This is a genomic window from Heyndrickxia camelliae, assembly GCF_002844575.1.
GTDB classification, from domain to species: Bacteria; Bacillota; Bacilli; order Bacillales; family Bacillaceae_C; genus Margalitia; species Margalitia camelliae.
In genome coordinates this window covers 176,958-195,219 of record NZ_PIQO01000006.1, presented here as the reverse complement: position 1 = coordinate 195,219, position 18,262 = coordinate 176,958, and the positions used below count along the sequence as shown (strand labels likewise).

Below are 18,262 nucleotides of genomic sequence, written 5' to 3'. Positions count from 1 at the left end.
CCTTGAATAAGTTGAAATCAGATATTATTTTTCCTGGACAAAAACTGCGGGTTAAGTAGTATATTTTGATTGTCGAAAGTAAAACATAATAACCTAGAATAGAGGGAGAGTTCTTCATCCCTTCACCTCACACAAAAAATCCCTTCTCAATCGAGAGGGGAATTTTTTTATTTTACAAGATATAAATTTCCATTCCTATATAATTTCTGAACTTCTACAGTAATATCAACTGTACCCTCATAAATAACTTTTTCGATTTCAACCTCTTTGTTACCGTGTTCTCTTTTGATTTGTTTAATGTATATATAAGCATACTTAGCAGCATCATTAGCACCATTGAATGGTGATAGGGTGGAAAATCTGCCACCTTTTTGATAATATTCATCTTCCAATTTTAAATGTATATCAATGTTTATAATCAAATTTATTCACCTCAGTTTAATCATGAAGGTTCTTAGTTGTAGTGCTATTATACCTTTGATAAAGGTAATACTCTAGCAGTTCCTCAGTTCGATTTTTAAGCCTCGGATTAAAATACCTATGAATATCCTCATATCCTTTGTATATAAAAAGATATTGTGTAAATGATTCCTCAGTTTTAACCTTTTCTACTTTTATATTATTTTGTTTCATGTATCGTTTTACATTCGATAATTCCTTCTGGACAGTACTAATTGTTTCCTTGATCCATTCTGTATATGGTTTTTTAAGTTTAATAGGACTAGTATTAATTATTTGTAAATCATGATTAAGAACTATTATTACCATTGGTAAGTATATAGCTTTTTCAATAATATCTCTATCCTCATCAGGAATTAGTCTCATAATGATACCTCTCTTTTTTATTCAATTATATACAAACGTTTGTTCTTAAATCAAGTTGAAAACGAACGGTTGTTCGTATATAATAAGAATATTAGTTCGTATTTAAGGGAGGTTCATTCGATGAAAGGTTTATTGATGAATGCTATAGAGTCTGGTAAAAAGCTTGAAATGATTTATTTATCCAGTAAAGGTGAGATAACTCAGCGTATTATTACGGTTGAAAAGGTCGGAGAGGATTATTTCCGTGCCTATTGTTTTGCACGTAACCAGGTTCGTACTTTCAATATGAGTAACATTTTATCGATTGGACCTCTCAGAAAACATAGAAGGGGTGCATAGGGTGGATATTAAAGATCGTGGAATAAAAAAGTGGCAAGGATTTTTTATGCCTGAACATGTGGAAGGATTAAAGCAAATGTGGATTGATAGCAAAAAAATTCAGATGCCAATACTAGATGATTATCAAATCCAAGAATTTGAAGAACGAATTCGTTTTGCTAAAGAAAATAAACTTCCCATTGAGTTTACTGTGTATGATAATGGATTCGTGGAGAAGATAACAGGGATTGTTCATTCTGTGGACCAAGTAAAGCAAAGAATAAAGCTTATTTTGGATTTTAATGAAGTTGAATATATTTTGTTCAGCGAGATAATGAACGTCCGAATAAACGATTAAAACCGCCCAATTATGGGCGGTTTATTTAAATAACTTATTAAGCATTTTCCCCGTGGCTTTCCCAGCTGCTTTTCTTGCTATTCTTTTCCCTACAGTGCCTTTTTGAACTGCGTTTACATCCCCTAACACCTTGGCTGTTCCATATAAAGCTTTTCGTATTTTATTAATGCTACTCATGGTTATCATCTCCCTTTTTTTATCTGGTAACCGATTCAAGACATTGACAAACATACACAATGGGCGATTTAATCGTTTTAAGTGATGCGCTTAATATTTAATCAATAATTTTAAACTACTCTTCATAGTGCTTCTCACCAGTAGCACCATTTTGATAAATATTGCCTTTTTTATCTTTAAAATAATAATAAACATGATTTTTATCATCAGCAAAAATGATGGCAATTCTTACAGCATGCTTATCATTCATTTTTTTATCAATTTGAATTTCAGATTTAACAATATCAGAAGAATCATACCCCTCTTTTTTCAAATATGTTAATACCTCAGGTCTAATCTCTTTTCCATAAGCCATTTGTTTAGCATCTTCTTTTGAATTTATATAATAAAAAACCCCAGACGATATACCTATAATACAAATTAATAGAACTAAAACACCGATTATCTTCTTCATAAGATATTCTCCTTAAATCTTTAATTATTATAATTTTGAAAGTTTAAGTGTTACATGTTCAGATTTACCTAATGTCTTTGTCCCAGTATCGCTGTCACCAGCTACGGTAGTTAAATCTCCATTTTCATCTTTTTGTAATAAATCCGGTGCATCAAAATCAATATCTAATTTATTAGGTATTTTATCTTGATTTTCAAATTTTATAAACATAAACCCTTTTTCTTTCACAGGTCCTTCATAAGAAACACCTGCATTACTAAATTCGGAAGTAACATGATCTATATCATCCCCAATTTGTTCAGCAGTATCAGTAATGATATTAATTTTTGTACCTGAATAATCAACTAACTGCCCACTTTTTGTATTATCTCCTTCTTCTAAGAATAAAAGGCCTTTTTCTCCATCGGGGTTTTCTGATAGTTTTACAGAATAATTTAGAATAAAAGATTGTTCTTTGGTGTCACCAAAATATATTTGATACATTCCATTCTCTGTATTTCCGTTTAAATATTCACCTAGAATTTTATATACTCCTGTGTTTTCATCTTGAAAGGTAATATTTTTTTCAACCGTTTCAAAAATATCTGTCGTAACATTAGGTTCTTTTTTGGTGTTTATTGTTTTAGAGGATGTTTCGTTTTTTGGCTTTTCTTTCGATTCATTAGATGATGTTTTATCTCCACATGCCCCTAAACTTAAAGCCAACAATCCTGTTATTCCTATTGCTAATATTTTTTTCATTGTGTGTCTTCCTCCTGATATTCTCCTAGCTGATCTACAGCGATTCCTAATATACGGGCTAAGATAAAAGATTGTTTCAAATCTGGTTGGGTTTTATTATTTACCCACTTAGACAACGTTACTGTAGAAACTCCACATTCTTTTGCTAATCGCTTATGTTTTATCCCTCTTTGTTCTGCCCAATATCCAATTCTGTTTTGAAACATATGTAATCACCTACTCTATTATTACCATTTCTATAAGATTGGACAAAATCCCTTTAAATAAATATTTAACAAAAGATAAATAAAAATTAATGGACAAGATATTTTTTAGTTCACTCGCTCATACACTGTATCAATCATTGAAAAGGAGAGTGAACATAAAATGGACCCATTAACATTTGGAATGGTCTTTTTAGGAGCTTCTGGTGGAACTCTTTGTCTCTTATCTGCATTTGATAAGCATTTAAACCAATCGGCTATAAAAATAGCGTTAGAGTTTACGAAAGTTGGAGGTTTGTTTTGGTTACTTCATCATCTTGCAAAAAGCTTTATGTTCTGGCTCTAAAGAAGCGTATAAAAAGGCGAAGGGAGTGAGCGTATTTTATACAAGAGTCCCTGTTTAAATGAACAAAAAAATATAAGCAAGAAAACATACGTATCAACAAACTGAACAGTTCAATGAACAGTTCACCTATTGCCATGGGCAGTGAATAATTCTATGAACTATAAAATGAAAGGGAGAATGAATATGAGTCTGAACGGCATGCTTGGTACTATGTTTCGAGAACTGGCAAACAGTGATTGGAATAAAAATCGGATAAGAGATAATCGATTTAAGCATTTGCCACACACAGGATTACTACATTCATACGAATATCTGGATAAACTTGTAGATGATTGCGAAGAAAGGGAAGAATACGAAGCGATACTTGATCATTTGTATCAATTCGATATGGAGAAGATTCCTAGTTACAAAGAGATTGAATGGAAAATTATTAATAAATTGAGGTGATAAAGTGATTGAATGGTTAGCTTTGCCGGCATTAATTACTGGAGCAGCATTGATACCAAAAAAGAAAATGGATGAAGCTAAAAAAATTGATGAGATATTTAAAAATAGGGGTGTTTGTATTCGGAAAGGGGATAATCTAATATATCCAAAATTAATTGAAAAACACAACAATGACGATAAATTAACTCTTATATATTCCCTTCCTCTTGGTATTGGATCAGACATCATGGAAAAGGCAGAAAAAATAATCGAGGACGGTATAAACAGAAAAATAGAATGGGAGTTTGATGGAGTTTTAAAAATTTATATTTATCATCATAATTTACCAGAGAAATGGAACTACTCCAACGATCTTATTCACAAAGATACATGGGAAGTCCCTATTGGTAAGCACCCAGCAGGAACTATATTTCATGACTTTGATAAATACCCACACATGCTTACTGGTGGAACAACGCGATTTGGTAAAACTGTTTTTCTTAAAGGTATGTTGAATTCTTTAATGATGAATCAATTCGAGGATGTGGAGTTTTATATTTTAGATTTGAAGGCTGGGTTAGAGTTCTACAAATATAAGTCCCTTCCACAAGTGAAAGAAGTGGCATGTGACGTATATGAAGCAGCAGAAGTATTAAATCAGATTGTGGAGGATTTAAAACAAAGAGAAATGGAATTCCGTATAAACGGCTATACAAATATTGTAGATACCAACATTAAAAAGCGTACATTTGTCATTGTGGATGAAGGAGCAGAACTTTCACCAGATTTATTAGCAAATAAACAAGCTAAACAGTATGCTCATTTCTGCCAGGCGGCACTTGGAGAAATTGCTCGTATTGGTGGTGGTTTAGGTTATAGGCTCATCTTTGCTACACAGTATCCTACAAAAGTTGCTGTTCCAATGCAAGTGAAAATGAATATTGTTACTCGAATAGCTTTTACTATTCCGGAGCAATTAGGTAGCCGCGTTATCTTAGATGAACCGGGGGCAGAAAATTTACCAGCTTTACCTGGTCGCGCTATTTATAAGGTTGAAAAAAAGCGTATTGTTCAAGTCCCCTATATCACCGATAAGCAGATGTTTAAAATGATGGAGGAGAAATACAATGAATCAAGAACGTCTCGAGACATTGTTAATGACAATCGACAAGATGAGAGCGACAACCATAAAACAATTAATGAGGGTCCATGATTTAGGTGGATACCGTAATGCAGCTAAGATAGTAAAACAGCTTAAACCATATATTCATGAACACAGAGAAAACGAAAAGATTATTTATTTAAATAAACATGGTCGTGAATTAATCGGGTCTTCGCATGAAGTAAAACACTCCCCTTATATCCAACACATACTACTCACTAATGAAGTTTACATCTACTTTAAATGTCCCTTTGATTGGCGTACAGAATGCCCATTTGAGCGTGAAGAAAAGCTTCCGAAGGGATTTACCTTAACCCTTGGTAATACTGCCTTAAAATCGAAGAAAAGGGTCATTGCCGATGCAGTTTTCACCCGTAATGGATATTTGTATTTGGTCGAAATTGATAATATTAGAAAAATGCAGGATAACCAGAAAAAAATTGAAACTTATACAGACTTGTGGTCGTCTATTAAAATGGAGTTTGGTCAGCAGCCCATTCTTTACTTTTTTACTAACACAATAAATAGAAAGAAAAAGTTCGAAGATTGGCTAGCTAATAAGAGAATAAGGTATGAGGTTAGGACGTTTGATGAGATAAGGTAAAAAAATAAGTATTTATGTAAAGTTTATATGCTTGTATTTAAACACAAAGAATCAAGTCCTCCATCGTCAAACCATTTTTATTGGGAGTTTAAATGCCTCCATTGTACATCCCCGTGAAGTATTTAAAGAAGCATTTCGACGCTCGGCCGCATCCATTATTTGTATCCATAACCACCCATCCGGTGACCCTGCACCTTCAAGAGAGGATATCGAGGTTACAAAAAGGCTTGTAGAGTGTGGAAAAATCATCGGCATCGATATATTAGATCATCTTATTATTGGTGATAAAAAATATGTGAGTTTAAAAGAAAAAGGGTATTTGTAAGTACAGTTTCACAAATATTGTTGTGAGAAGAAGACAAACATAATCTTTATTTCATTGATAGGAAAAAATTCCATCAGTAAAACGGTATAAATTTTATGAATGAAATGCAACAAAATTATTTGAAAACCGTATTGCAGTACTATGAATTTTTTTGTCGATACGCTATAATAATGTTTATGGTTTTTGGCGAAACCTCCTGATTGCAAAATATTTTTAGATAAAATAGAAAAGCTAAAAGAGGAGATTAAACCTTTTAAATACGCATATGAAATGACTTTGATTTTTCCTAAAGAAGTATTTTTAGAAAGGGAGATACATCCATGTTTGGTAGTAGAGATCTTGGAATTGATCTGGGAACAGCTAATACACTAGTGTTTATTAAAGGTAAAGGTATCGTGGTACGAGAGCCATCCGTTGTTGCGATAGAAACGGATACGAAACAAATAAGAGCCGTAGGAAATGATGCAAAGAATATGATAGGCCGTACTCCTGGAAATATTGTAGCTTTGAGACCGATGAAAGACGGAGTCATTGCTGATTATGAAACAACAGCAACAATGATGAAATATTATATTAAACAAGCATCTAAAAAAGGGGCATTTGCACGCAAGCCTTATGTCATGATTTGTGTCCCTTCTGGCATTACTGCAGTTGAAGAACGGGCAGTTATTGATGCTACACGTCAAGCTGGTGCAAGAGATGCTTATACCATTGAAGAGCCTTTTGCTGCTGCAATTGGAGCTAATCTTCCAGTTTGGGAACCTACCGGAAGTATGGTTGTTGATATTGGTGGGGGAACTACGGAAGTAGCTATTATCTCTCTTGGCGGGATTGTTACTAGCCAGTCGATTCGAGTTGCTGGTGATGAAATGGACGAGTCTATTGTTAGTTATATAAGAAAAACATATAATCTTTTAATTGGGGACCGCACCGCTGAAACGATAAAGATGGAAATCGGATCTGCTGGAGATCCGAAAGGGATTGAACCAATGGAAATTCGCGGACGTGATTTACTTACAGGTCTTCCGAAAACAATTGAGATTACAGCAGAGGAAATTGCACAAGCTCTTCATGATACTGTATTTGCAATCGTCGATGCAGTAAAGAGCACTCTTGAACAAACACCTCCTGAACTTGCAGCAGATATTATGGATCGCGGTATTGTTTTAACTGGTGGAGGTGCCTTGCTGCGTAATTTAGATAAGGTGATTAGTCAAGAAACTAGTATGCCGGTGATAATCGCCGAGAATCCGCTTGACTGTGTTGCAATAGGTACTGGAGATGCTTTAGAACATATCCATCTCTTTAAAAATAGAGCAAAGGATTCACGTTAAGTAGAAAAGCGCTTAGCTAAACAGATAAAGAAGTTTTAATAGGGCCGATAGGACGTATTGTCTACCGGCCAATTTTTTCTTTATCCTCTTTGTCATAATAATGTATGTTATAATTAACTTGTGAAAAATGTCGTATGATAAATAATTACGATTTGATTACTATTAATGAGGTGTACAAAGCATGCCACAATTTTTTTTGAATAAACGACTGATTATCTTGCTCATCAGCATCATCTTACTAGTGGCATTGATAGGATATTCTCTTCGTGAACGTGGTCATCTTTCTAAGCCAGAGCAATTTTTAAATGATGTCGTCGGTTTTGGACAAACCATTATTGCCGTTCCTGCAAATAGTGTGAAAGATTTCTTTGAGAGTATTAGTGATATTCAAAATACATATACCGAGAATAAGAAGTTAAAAGCACGCCTGGACCAACTATCACAGCTTAGTTCAGAGGTAAGCGTATTGAAAGATGACAATGAAAAATTAAGAAAAATACTAGGCAAAAAAGATGATTTAAGTGCCTATACTACAACTCAAGCTACTGTAATTGCCCGAAATCCTGATCAATGGTATGAGCATATTAAAATTAATAAAGGGAAAACGAGCGGAATTAAGGAGAATATGGCTGTTATTACTTCTGAAGGATTTATTGGAAAGGTGAAGAGTGTATCAGCATTATATTCTACAGTTGAATTACTAAGTGCTGTAAACCCGAAAAATAGAATTTCGGCAAAATTACTAGGTAATAAAAATAAATCTATTTACGGTACAATTGAAGGATATGATGAAACAGAAAGGGCATTGCTCTTAAAAGGTATTCCCTATGATCTTAAAATGAAAAAAGGTGCAAGTGTTTATACTTCAGGTCTTGCGGATATTTTTCCAGAAGGACTTCCAATAGGAACCGTTGAAAAGCTTGTTCCTGATGAAAATGGCTTAACTCAAACAGCCTATCTTAAACCTTCAGCTGATTTTTATGATATTCAACATGTAATGGTCGTGAAAAGCTCTGTAAATAAGGATGGATTATCAGATCTTAATGGGGGGGGACAATAATGAAACGTATTGTTCTTCCTCTTATTTTAAGTGCTTGCTTTATTCTGGAGAGTTTATTTGCGGAATTCTTTCCGAATGGAATATTTGGGGTGCATAAAATATTTGTTCCACATCTACTCCTAATGGTTCTTATTATAATGGGAATATATTATGTTCGTAATCGAACTATTTTATATGCCTTTATATTTGGAATGTTGTTTGATGCATTTTATACAGGTATTTTAGGTGTTTATTTATTTGTATTTCCGCTTACTGTCTATATTACGACTTCTCTTATGAAAGTTTTACAGGCTAATATTTTTGTTTCTGCTCTCGTAATGATTATTGATATAGCGATAGCTGAATTTATTGTATATGGACTAAATATTTTGATATCCAATACAACTATGTCAGTTACGGATTTTCTGAATATGAGGTTAATTCCTACATTAATCCTTAATTTAGTCTTTTATTTCATCCTCTTCTATCCGTTACGAAAATGTATGCAAACTCTAAAAAAAGAAGTATTGGATGAATAAAAAAGCATAAGTATATACTCCAAAAAAGGAATTTCTCCACTATTTGTCGAATTAATAAGCCACTGAGGTGAGCATTTTGCGATGAAGAAGACACATAATGTCATGATAAAAGGAACAAAGGATGGTTTGACACTGCATTTAAACGATCAATGTTCCTATTTGGAATTAAAAGAAGAGTTAGAAGAAAAGCTTTCCATACATCATATTGAAGTTGAGGAAAGTCCGTTGATTTCTGTTAAAATACAATTGGGGAATCGTTATCTAACTGCAGAACAAGAAGAAGAGTTAAAAGAACTCGTGAGACATAAACGAAACTTGGTAGTTGGAGATATTACCAGCAACGTAATTACTAAAGAAGAAGCCAATAAGTTACAAGAGGTCAATGATATTTTTTCTATTACTTCTATCGTTAGATCCGGACAAATCCTCGAGGTTCCTGGGGATTTATTGCTTGTAGGTGATGTAAACCCTGGTGGAACAGTATTAGCAGGTGGGAATATTTTTATACTTGGCGCATTAAAAGGCATAGCCCATGCCGGGGTGAATGGCATGAGAGAAGCAGTTATCGCAGCAAGTGTTATGATTCCATCTCAATTACGAATAGCAGATTGCTTGAATAGAGCCCCTGACCATTATAATAAAGAGGACCATCATGAAATGGAATGCGCATACATAGACGATTCAAACCATATAGTGATTGATCGATTGCAGGTATTAAAACATCTAAGACCAAATATTAATAGAGTTAAAGGGGGATACTAATCATGGGTGAGGCGATTGTCATAACCTCTGGAAAAGGAGGAGTTGGAAAAACGACCACATCAGCGAATCTAGGTACAGCGCTTGCGTTACAAGGTAAAAAAGTTTGTCTAATAGATACGGATATTGGACTAAGAAACTTGGACGTTGTATTGGGTCTTGAAAATCGTATCATATATGATTTAGTAGACGTTGTGGAAGGCCGATGTAAAATTCATCAAGCGTTAGTAAAAGATAAAAGGTTTGATGATAATCTATTTCTTCTTCCTGCTGCACAAACAAGTGATAAATCTGCAGTTAATCCGGAACAAATGAAGAAATTAGTGGATGAGCTTAAGCAGGAGTATGATTATATTATTATTGACTGTCCTGCAGGAATTGAACAAGGCTACAAAAATGCAGTGGCTGGGGCTGAGAAAGCGATTGTCGTAACTACTCCGGAAGTTTCGGCTGTTCGGGACGCCGATAGAATTATAGGTTTGCTAGAAAAAGAGGAACATATTGATCCTCCAAAATTAATTATCAATAGAATACGGAATCATATGATGTCAAGTGGGGATATGTTAGATATCGATGATATAACCACTCATTTATCCATAGACCTAATTGGAATTGTAATGGATGATGATGAAGTAATTCGCTCGTCAAATCAAGGTGAACCTATTGCATTAAATCCGAATAGTAAAGCTTCCATTGCATATCGAAATATTGCCAGAAGGATTCTTGGAGAATCGGTTCCCCTCCAAGCAATTGGAGAAAGTAAGACAGGTGTATTTTCTAAAATTAAAAAGCTTTTCGGAGTAAAATAACAAAAGAAATTGACATTTGTCAGTTTCTTTTTTTTATGCTCATGAATAAAACTACTAATTTTTCATAGTGCTCCTTATTTTCCTTATTTCCTCCTGTTTTTTCACAATTCAACCCGAAATTCCGCACTTTCTCTCTAATATTGCCCCACCAAACTCCGGTTTCAACAAATCAAACAGAATATTCCGCAGTTTCACCTCAAAATTCCGCACTTTCCTTATGATTTTGCACACGTCTCTTTAATATTTCCACACCACACCCAGGTTTCAACGAATCAATCAGAATATTCCACAGTTCTGCCCCGAAATTCCGCACTTTCCCTATGATTTTGCACACTTCTCTCTAATATTCCACACCAAACTCCGGTTTCAACATATCAAACAGATTATTCCGCAGTTTCACCTTAAAATTCCAGCTCTAACACCTAGATAATGTAGGTGTTTTCGCATAGTTATTGTCATAGGAAAGTTGGACAACTCATACATTAGTACAAAGTGAAAAAGGAGTAGGGTGATAGGATGGGAAATCGTGCGGATGAAATTAGAAAACAAATAGAAAGGCGCAAAAAGTTAAAACCAAAGACAACCACAAACCAAACAGCATCATCATTTTCCGTGGATCAAAATGGATGGGATGATCATGGGGAAATGACAATCTATGAAACAGACCCACCTTCGGAAAAAATTCATCCACTTTGGAACAAAGAAATGTTCTTATTTAAGGTTCTAGCATCAGCACTTTTGGTGCTTGTGGTTGCAATCATTTTTAAATCGAATGCACCTATTTTTCAGGATGCGCGGTATGTAGTGAAGCAGGTAATGGATAAGGAATTTCAATTTGCCGCAGTTTCTAATTGGTATGAAAAAAAGTTTGGAAAACCTTTAGCGTTTTTACCGTTTCAAAACAAGGAGAAACAAGATAGTAAGACAAAACCGGTCTATGACCTTGCAGCATCAGGACGTGTACTTACTAATTTCTCATCCGATGGACGTGGAGTGATGATAGAAACAAAAAACAATGAACCTGTTAAATCAATGAATAGTGGAACCATTGTCTTTGCTGGGAAAAAAGATGATATAGGCAATACGGTTATCATTCAACATGCTGATAAAACAGAGTCATGGTATGGCAATTTAAAAACAATAAACGTTCATCCATACGAACAGGTTGCTGCTGGAACGAAATTAGGAACGGTCTCTAATACAGAGGATACATCAAAAGGTGAATTTTATTTTGCTATTCGAAAAGGTGAAACCTTTATTGATCCAATACAGGTGATAAAATTTGAATAATATACTAGACTTTATTCGAAAATTTCATATTCATCCATTATTTTGGATTGTGATGGGGGTAGCCGTCATAACTGCAAGATTTAATGAATTGGTAACCCTATTAATCATCCTTTTCATCCATGAAATGGGTCATGGAATGGCGGCCCATTTTTTTTCATGGAGAATAAAAAAAATCTCCATCCTTCCGTTTGGCGGTGTGGCTGAGATGGATGAACACGGAAATAGGCCATTAAAAGAAGAATTAATCGTAATTGCAGCAGGGCCGCTGCAACATGTTTGGCTATCCATACTAGTTCTTTTTTTATGGAGTCAAGAAGTAATCTCTGATCACTATTTTCATATGTTCATGGAATTCAATTTAATGATACTATTATTTAATCTTTTACCCATTTGGCCATTGGATGGGGGGAAGTTATTGCATTTGATTTTTTCTAGATACATTCCTTATCTTCAAGCATTTCGATTAAGTATTATAAGCTCCTTTATATTTTTATTATTATTTCATTTTATTTCACTATTTCTTTCTCCATTCAATCTAAACATATGGATAGTAGTAATCTATCTTTATGTATCATTATGGTTAGAATGGAAGCAAATGCGATATGTATTTATCCGATTTTTATTAGAAAGATACTATGGGAAGAAGAACCGTATTAAAGGTTTAAAGCCTATTGTTGTAGATAGTAATGATTATTTATTTAAGGTATTAGAGCAATTTCAGCGTGGCAGTAAACATCCGTTAATAGTGACAAGTGAGGGAAGAGAACTTGGAAAACTAGATGAAAATGAGATTCTCCATGCCTATTTTGCAGAAAAGCAGGTTACCGCAAAGATTAAAGATATCTTGTATGTTTATTGAGAGGATTACAGATTGGTGTATAATGTGGAAGAAAACTGCTATTATTCAATAGCAAAATTACGTTTTCTTGGCAGGTGCTAGTAAGTGAACGAAATAGTAATCGATTTTAAATCAAGAGAAAAGCGTTTTGCGGTCATCGAAAACCAGAAAGTTACTAAGATAAATATCCATCAGCCTACGGATCAATCAAAGGTAGGAAATATTTATTTGGGAAGAGTAGTGGATGTAAAGGTAGGAATGAATGCGGCATTTATTGATATTGGTGAGGGGAAAAATGGATATTTGCACCGAGACCAGCTCCCTTTGTATATTCAAAATTCAGATGCTGATAAGGAAAAATTCCCGATTTCAAAATTTATACAAGAAGGCCAAAAGATAGTAGTACAAGTTAAAAAAGATGAGACAGATATCAAGGGTCCGCTTTTAACGGCAATAATTGAACTAGCTGGTGAAAGTTTAATCTATATACCAGATGGCGATTACATAGCTATATCCAAGAAAGTAGACCAAGCTCCTGTACGTGAAAAATGGCAATCTATTGCTAGTAAATATAAAACTGGGCATGAAGGTTTTATCATTCGCACGGACGCAGTTAAGGGAAGAGAGGATGACTTTTTAAAAGAGCTTGAGCTGCTTCGAGAAAAATATCGAGAAATTATTCAGCTATCAAAAGATGTATCTCATTCGTCATTAATATGGGAAAAACCTATCTTCGTTGAAGAGGTTGTTCATGAATTAATTAAGCTTAAAACGGGAACTGTGATTGTGAATGATAATGAGATAAAAAGTACTTTGCAGAAAAAAACTAAAGACCGAAAAGATATTACATGGAATTACGTCTTTCATCGGCAGAAACAAGATATTTTTTCTGCTTATCATATCGATGAAGTGATAGAAAATGCTTTAAAGAAAATTGTCTGGTTAAGTAATGGCTCATACATTGTAATCGAAAAAACAGAAGCAATGATTGTAATTGATGTAAATACGGGAAAATTTACTGGACGCCAGAATTTGCAAGATACAGTATATAAAACCAATCTGCTAGCAGCCGAGGAAATTGGCAAGCAAATTTTACTTCGAGATTATGGCGGAATTATTTTAGTCGATTTCATTGATATGAAAAGTAAAACACAACAGCAAGAGGTAAAAAACAGACTGCAAAAAGAATTAGATAAAGATGAAAAATATTCGCGGATAGTAGGATTTACTGAGCTTGGAATCGCACAAATAACCAGGAAAAAGACGAAAAAATCTTTGCCCGAAACCATTCAAATGCCATGTCCTGTCTGTCACGGGAAAGGTATGGTTTATAGTCCGGAAACCATTGCTTTTCGATTGGAACGGGAACTTTGGGAAGGACAATTTTCTAATCATGAGGCTGTTCTAATTGAACTAACAGAAAATGTGAAGACTATTTTTTGCGGTACTCAAAATGTTCATTTAAAGCGATTAGAAAAGTTGCTGCATATTAAAATTAATTTCAGCATAATTGATAATCCAGTTCCAGTTTATTTTATTCGTCAATATGGAACGAAAGAGGAAGTCTTTAGAGATAGGTTAGACTATTGACAGGATTCTAGCATTATGTTAGGATTTTAATGTTATGTTTGTAGCACCCGTGCTACAACCGCTCGATTCAGGATATAAGATTTTGTACTGGCTGCAAAACTCCTGCAATTGGCGAGTCTGAGTTTATTTGAGGAGGTGCAATATATGTACGCGATTATTGAAACTGGCGGAAAACAAATCAAAGTTGAAGAAGGTCAAGCGATTTACGTAGAAAAATTAGCTGCTTCTGAAGGTGATTCAGTTACATTTGACAAAGTTCTTTTCGTAGGTGGCGAAAATGTAAAAGTAGGAAGCCCACTTGTTGCTGGCGCTACTGTTACAGCTAAAGTTGAAAAGCAAGGACGTCAAAAGAAACTAGTTGTTTTCAAATATAAAGCTAAGAAAAACTACCATAAAAAGCAAGGTCATCGTCAACCATACACAAAAGTTGTCATTGAAAAAATCAATGCATAAGGGTGACCGAACATGATTCATGTTCAAGTTAAGCGTAATTCTGATGGGAATATATCCTCTTTTAGGATGCGCGGTCATGCTGATTTTGCTGAAAAAGGCCAAGATATCGTTTGTGCAGGTGCATCAGCAGTATCTTTTGGTTCTATTAATGCGATTATGGAATTAACTGGGGTTAAACCTTTGATTAAACAATCGGAAGGTGGATACTTGGAGTGTAAAATTCCTAATACATTACCGAGTAATCAGGCTGAGAAGGTACAGTTACTATTACAAGGTATGGTCGTATCATTACAAACGATAGAACAAGATTATGGAAAATATATTAAAATAACCTTCGGGTAGGAGGTGAAACAAATGCTAAGATTAGATCTTCAATTTTTCGCTTCTAAAAAGGGAGTAGGTTCAACAAAGAACGGTCGTGACTCTATCGCAAAGCGCCTTGGTGCAAAGCGTGCTGACGGTCAATTTGTAACTGGTGGATCTATTTTATATCGTCAACGCGGTACAAAAATCTATCCAGGTGAAAACGTTGGACGTGGTGGAGACGATACACTTTTTGCTAAAGTGGACGGTGTAGTTCGTTTCGAACGTATGGGCCGTGATAAGAAAAAAGTGAGCGTTTATCCAGTTGCGAAAGAAGCATAATAAACGTCTTAAAACCCTAATCGTTAAGTCGGTTAGGGTTTTTATATTATTTGAATGAAAGGATTATATTTCTTTTCGTTTGTTATAATATTGGCTACAGCAAGGCTCCTTCGCCTTTCTATAATGGTGTTACAAGGATTAGCCTCTGTCCTAGCGCAAGCAGCCATGGGCCAGAGGATCTCTACTTCTCCTCCATACGTTAAGTCACATTAGGTGAAAAAGGAAGTGCTATTTTCACTAGATACAATTACAAATAAAATTTTACTCAGTAAATCCGTAGTGTTGATTTCACTAGCTCGTAACTACTCTTGCACGGTTCCTAAATCTTGCATCGAAGATTTCGAAGTGAAAATTACACCTCCAATTTCACTCATCTGTACGCCGATAAGCAAGGCGATTGGCGTTTTTCTGATAATGCATAACTTCTCCATTTTTGGTATACTAGCAAGAAGTAATGATATAGTTACAAGGGAGCACTAAAAATGAATAATTGGACGGTAGTTGAAGTGCTGCGTCATGCACGTCATGATTGGATGAACAAATTACAGTTGATAAAAGGAAATCTCGCTTTAAATAAAATTGATCAAGTAGAACGACTAATGGATGAAATGGTGATGGATGCACGTATGGAAACTCATCTGTCAAATTTAAAGCTTCCAAAATTTGCGGAGATTCTATTAACATTTAATTGGGAGAAACACCCTTTTCATATTGAATATGAAATATTGGATGAATCTAGTTCATGGCCAGTGGATGATGAAAAAATTGCAAGATGGATTCAAGACTTTTTTGAAATAATAGAAAATAGTATTGAACCGTATTACGAAAATCATTTAAGCTTATCCTTTGAGTTAAATGATAAAAATGTTAGATTCTATTTTGATTTTAGCGGAACAATAAAAGATATACATAAAATAAACAAGTGGCTAGACGATCAAAAACTTTTATTAAAAGAGGTTTTTGTTAAGGAAATAAACGAAAAGAAATTGATAGCAGAGATAATCGTTTAAGCCAGGGAATTACTACAAAAAGGTGGTGCATCTATGTTTGTCGATCAGGTTAAGATTTATGTAAAAGGCGGAGATGGTGGGAACGGTATGGTTGCTTTCCGTCGTGAAAAATATGTTCCAAAGGGTGGTCCTGCTGGAGGTGACGGTGGCAGAGGCGCTAATGTGATATTTCAAGTAGAGGAAGGATTAAGAACCTTAATTGATTTTCGCTATCAACGGCATTTCAAGGCGAAGCGTGGTGAACACGGAATGTCTAAAGGGCAACATGGCCGAGGGGCAGAAGACATGATAGTAAAGGTTCCACCAGGCACTGTTGTCATTGATGACGATACAAAAGAAATCATTGCAGATTTAACTGAGCATGGCCAGCAGGTGATTGTCGCAAAAGGCGGGAGAGGCGGCCGTGGTAATACGAGATTTGCAACTCCAGCAAATCCTGCTCCGGAAATAGCAGAAAATGGGGAACCAGGACAGGAAAGATATATTGTACTTGAATTGAAAGTTCTTGCCGATGTAGGCTTAGTAGGATTTCCGAGTGTAGGGAAATCTACATTATTATCCGTTGTTTCAGCGGCAAAACCCAAAATTGCTGAATACCATTTTACAACCATTGTTCCTAATTTAGGTGTTGTGGAAACCGAAGACGGAAGAAGCTTTGTAATGGCAGACTTACCAGGTCTTATAGAAGGAGCACACCAAGGGGTTGGACTTGGACATCAATTTTTGAGGCATATTGAAAGAACTAGAGTAATTGTTCATGTTATCGATATGTCGGGAATGGAAGGAAGGGATCCGTATCAGGATTACCTTACTATTAATCAAGAATTGCAGGAATATAATTTAAGACTGACCGAACGACCGCAAATCATTGTGGCAAATAAAATGGATATTCCTGAGTCAGAAGAGAATTTAAAGGAGTTCAAGGCTAAGCTGAAAGAGGACTATCCTATTTTCCCTATTTCAGCAGTAACCCGTCAAGGATTAAGAGACTTACTATTTTCCATTGCTGATTTATTGGAAACAACACCGGAGTTCCCGCTTCATGAAATTCAAAAGGAAGAGGAAATTGGGGTTCATCGTGTTGTATATAAGCATGAAAAACAAGAGGATGAATTTAAAATTACAAGGGATCCGGATGGAAGCTTTGTTATATCTGGTGATAAATTAGAAAAGTTATTTAAAATGACGAATTTTAATCATGATGAATCAGTCAGACGTTTCGCACGTCAAATGCGATCTATGGGAATTGATGATGCATTGAGACAACGTGGAGCGACCAATGGTGATATTGTCCGAATCCTTGATTATGAATTTGAGTTTGTAGAATAGAAAAAAGAAAGGCGCGGAAGAGCCATGTTCATCGGCGTACGGGAGAGTGAAATTGGAGGTGTAATTTCACTAAGTGAGATAACACTTCCATTTTCACTTGATGTTGATTCATCACAGAATCTAGACGGAGAACTTCGCTAGCCGAGAACTGCTTGTGCTAGACCAAGATATAATGGGTGAATAAGATTTTGCCCATGATATTATTCTTCTTCAGGGGGAACTTGTAATGGAGAAAAAAGATGATCTTCAATTTTTTTTAGTTCGAGAAGATGTGTTATCAGAAGCCATGAAAAAAACATTGGAAGTAAAGGAACTTCTCGAGCGCGGGAAAGTAACTTCTGTCTGGCAAGCAGCACAGGAAGCCGGGTTAAGCAGGAGTGCATTCTATAAATATAAAGATACTGTATTTCCTTTTCATACGATTGTAAAAGAAAAAATAATATCGTTGTTTTTTTATTTGGAGGATCGAAAAGGCACGCTTTCTGAGTTGTTATCTATTATTTCTTCACATTCATGCAATGTATTGACGATTCACCAAACAATCCCTCTTCAAGGAAGGGCGAATGTTACGATTTCTTTGAATGTAACAGAAATCTCAACTAATTTAGATGAGTTATTAACGAAACTTAGAAGGCTGGAATTTGTAGATAAAGTCGAAATCCTCGGGTCAGGTGCATAAAAGGGATAA

General features: G+C 35.1%; 26 protein-coding genes, 1 pseudogene and 1 other annotated feature. Of the genes and pseudogenes, 21 read left to right on the top strand and 6 right to left on the bottom strand.

The genetic code is table 11. From position 1 onward, the window contains the following. Positions 1-167: 167 nt before the first annotated feature. Complete coding sequence (locus CWO92_RS10825) at positions 168-422, bottom strand: hypothetical protein (protein ID WP_101354212.1); 255 nt, start codon at positions 420-422, stop codon at positions 168-170. A 16-nt stretch (positions 423-438) separates the two neighbouring features. Continuing rightward, entirely contained in the window at positions 439-825 is a 387-nt protein-coding gene (locus CWO92_RS10820; protein ID WP_101354211.1) for a YhjD family protein, read from the bottom strand. A gap of 120 nt (positions 826-945) precedes the next feature. Here CWO92_RS10820 and CWO92_RS10815 point away from each other — a divergent pair, with 120 nt between their 5' ends. Next, on the top strand, positions 946-1,164 hold the full coding sequence (locus CWO92_RS10815; RefSeq protein WP_101354210.1) for a WYL domain-containing protein: 219 nt from the start codon (positions 946-948) through the stop codon (positions 1,162-1,164). Position 1,165: 1 nt separating this feature from the next. After that, positions 1,166-1,501, top strand: a complete 336-nt coding sequence (locus tag CWO92_RS10810; protein WP_101354209.1) for a YolD-like family protein — start codon at positions 1,166-1,168, stop codon at positions 1,499-1,501. 21 nt (positions 1,502-1,522) lie between these two features. Here the strand turns inward: CWO92_RS10810 and CWO92_RS25385 are convergent, their stop codons facing one another. The 4 genes from CWO92_RS25385 to CWO92_RS10795 form a co-directional block, all read right to left on the bottom strand. Further along, on the bottom strand, positions 1,523-1,678 hold the full coding sequence (locus CWO92_RS25385) for a hypothetical protein (RefSeq protein WP_165786664.1): 156 nt from the start codon (positions 1,676-1,678) through the stop codon (positions 1,523-1,525). A gap of 115 nt (positions 1,679-1,793) precedes the next feature. Beyond that, on the bottom strand, positions 1,794-2,132 hold the full coding sequence (locus CWO92_RS10805; RefSeq protein ID WP_101354208.1) for a DUF3139 domain-containing protein: 339 nt from the start codon (positions 2,130-2,132) through the stop codon (positions 1,794-1,796). Positions 2,133-2,159: 27 nt separating this feature from the next. Beyond that, positions 2,160-2,873, bottom strand: a complete 714-nt coding sequence (locus CWO92_RS10800; RefSeq protein ID WP_101354207.1) for a hypothetical protein — start codon at positions 2,871-2,873, stop codon at positions 2,160-2,162. Further along, entirely contained in the window at positions 2,870-3,079 is a 210-nt protein-coding gene (locus CWO92_RS10795) for a helix-turn-helix transcriptional regulator (RefSeq protein WP_101354206.1), read from the bottom strand. Before CWO92_RS10795 ends, CWO92_RS10800 begins: the two co-directional genes overlap by 4 nt. A 160-nt stretch (positions 3,080-3,239) precedes the next feature. Here CWO92_RS10795 and CWO92_RS10790 point away from each other — a divergent pair, with 160 nt between their 5' ends. From CWO92_RS10790 to CWO92_RS10700, 19 genes and pseudogenes are all read left to right on the top strand, one after another. Next, positions 3,240-3,422 carry a hypothetical protein gene (locus CWO92_RS10790; protein WP_101354205.1) on the top strand — a complete coding sequence of 61 codons (183 nt, stop codon included), beginning with the start codon at positions 3,240-3,242 and terminating at the stop codon, positions 3,420-3,422. A 183-nt stretch (positions 3,423-3,605) separates the two neighbouring features. Continuing rightward, positions 3,606-3,869, top strand: coding sequence for a hypothetical protein (locus tag CWO92_RS10785; protein WP_101354204.1), 264 nt, complete (start codon positions 3,606-3,608; stop codon positions 3,867-3,869). Positions 3,870-3,873: 4 nt separating this feature from the next. Continuing rightward, positions 3,874-5,061: an FtsK/SpoIIIE domain-containing protein gene (locus CWO92_RS10780; protein ID WP_101354203.1), complete on the top strand. Its 1,188-nt coding sequence runs from the start codon at positions 3,874-3,876 to the stop codon at positions 5,059-5,061. Continuing rightward, positions 4,976-5,614 carry a replication-relaxation family protein gene (locus tag CWO92_RS10775; RefSeq protein ID WP_101354202.1) on the top strand — a complete coding sequence of 213 codons (639 nt, stop codon included), beginning with the start codon at positions 4,976-4,978 and terminating at the stop codon, positions 5,612-5,614. The genes CWO92_RS10780 and CWO92_RS10775 overlap by 86 nt, the downstream gene beginning before the upstream one ends. Positions 5,615-5,636: 22 nt before the next feature. Beyond that, positions 5,637-5,939, top strand: a pseudogene (radC, locus tag CWO92_RS10770) (RadC family protein); the annotation flags it as partial. Between the two features lie 320 nt (positions 5,940-6,259). Further along, a complete protein-coding gene (locus CWO92_RS10765; protein ID WP_101354200.1) occupies positions 6,260-7,273 on the top strand; it encodes a rod shape-determining protein in 1,014 nt (337 codons plus the stop codon). 181 nt (positions 7,274-7,454) lie between these two features. Continuing rightward, the gene (gene mreC, locus CWO92_RS10760; protein ID WP_101354199.1) at positions 7,455-8,333 is read left to right on the top strand and encodes a rod shape-determining protein MreC; all 879 of its coding nucleotides are present in this window, start codon (positions 7,455-7,457) and stop codon (positions 8,331-8,333) included. After that, entirely contained in the window at positions 8,333-8,851 is a 519-nt protein-coding gene (gene mreD / locus CWO92_RS10755) for a rod shape-determining protein MreD (RefSeq protein WP_101354198.1), read from the top strand. The genes mreC and mreD overlap by 1 nt, the downstream gene beginning before the upstream one ends. An 81-nt stretch (positions 8,852-8,932) precedes the next feature. Then, positions 8,933-9,613 (top strand): septum site-determining protein MinC, encoded by a 681-nt coding sequence (gene minC, locus CWO92_RS10750; protein WP_101354197.1) that lies wholly within the window; start codon positions 8,933-8,935, stop codon positions 9,611-9,613. Between the two features lie 2 nt (positions 9,614-9,615). After that, the gene (gene minD, locus CWO92_RS10745; RefSeq protein ID WP_101354196.1) at positions 9,616-10,419 is read left to right on the top strand and encodes a septum site-determining protein MinD; all 804 of its coding nucleotides are present in this window, start codon (positions 9,616-9,618) and stop codon (positions 10,417-10,419) included. Between the two features lie 516 nt (positions 10,420-10,935). Continuing rightward, positions 10,936-11,709, top strand: a complete 774-nt coding sequence (locus tag CWO92_RS10740) for a M23 family metallopeptidase (RefSeq protein WP_101354195.1) — start codon at positions 10,936-10,938, stop codon at positions 11,707-11,709. Further along, on the top strand, positions 11,702-12,568 hold the full coding sequence (locus tag CWO92_RS10735; RefSeq protein ID WP_437177536.1) for a M50 family metallopeptidase: 867 nt from the start codon (positions 11,702-11,704) through the stop codon (positions 12,566-12,568). The genes CWO92_RS10740 and CWO92_RS10735 overlap by 8 nt, the downstream gene beginning before the upstream one ends. 84 nt (positions 12,569-12,652) lie before the next feature. After that, entirely contained in the window at positions 12,653-14,137 is a 1,485-nt protein-coding gene (locus CWO92_RS10730) for an Rne/Rng family ribonuclease (RefSeq protein WP_101354194.1), read from the top strand. A gap of 46 nt (positions 14,138-14,183) precedes the next feature. Beyond that, positions 14,184-14,266, top strand: a sequence feature (ribosomal protein L21 leader region). 15 nt (positions 14,267-14,281) lie between these two features. Further along, positions 14,282-14,590 (top strand): 50S ribosomal protein L21, encoded by a 309-nt coding sequence (gene rplU / locus CWO92_RS10725; RefSeq protein WP_055739136.1) that lies wholly within the window; start codon positions 14,282-14,284, stop codon positions 14,588-14,590. Positions 14,591-14,602: 12 nt separating this feature from the next. Continuing rightward, a complete protein-coding gene (locus CWO92_RS10720; RefSeq protein ID WP_101354193.1) occupies positions 14,603-14,932 on the top strand; it encodes a ribosomal-processing cysteine protease Prp in 330 nt (109 codons plus the stop codon). Positions 14,933-14,944: 12 nt separating this feature from the next. Continuing rightward, positions 14,945-15,235, top strand: a complete 291-nt coding sequence (rpmA, locus tag CWO92_RS10715) for a 50S ribosomal protein L27 (protein WP_055739138.1) — start codon at positions 14,945-14,947, stop codon at positions 15,233-15,235. A 482-nt stretch (positions 15,236-15,717) separates the two neighbouring features. Beyond that, positions 15,718-16,245, top strand: a complete 528-nt coding sequence (locus CWO92_RS10710; protein ID WP_101354192.1) for a sporulation initiation phosphotransferase B — start codon at positions 15,718-15,720, stop codon at positions 16,243-16,245. Between the two features lie 33 nt (positions 16,246-16,278). After that, on the top strand, positions 16,279-17,574 hold the full coding sequence (obgE, locus tag CWO92_RS10705) for a GTPase ObgE (RefSeq protein ID WP_101354191.1): 1,296 nt from the start codon (positions 16,279-16,281) through the stop codon (positions 17,572-17,574). Positions 17,575-17,800: 226 nt separating this feature from the next. Beyond that, positions 17,801-18,253 carry an ACT domain-containing protein gene (locus CWO92_RS10700; RefSeq protein ID WP_101354190.1) on the top strand — a complete coding sequence of 151 codons (453 nt, stop codon included), beginning with the start codon at positions 17,801-17,803 and terminating at the stop codon, positions 18,251-18,253. The last annotated feature ends 9 nt before the right edge of the window (positions 18,254-18,262 follow it).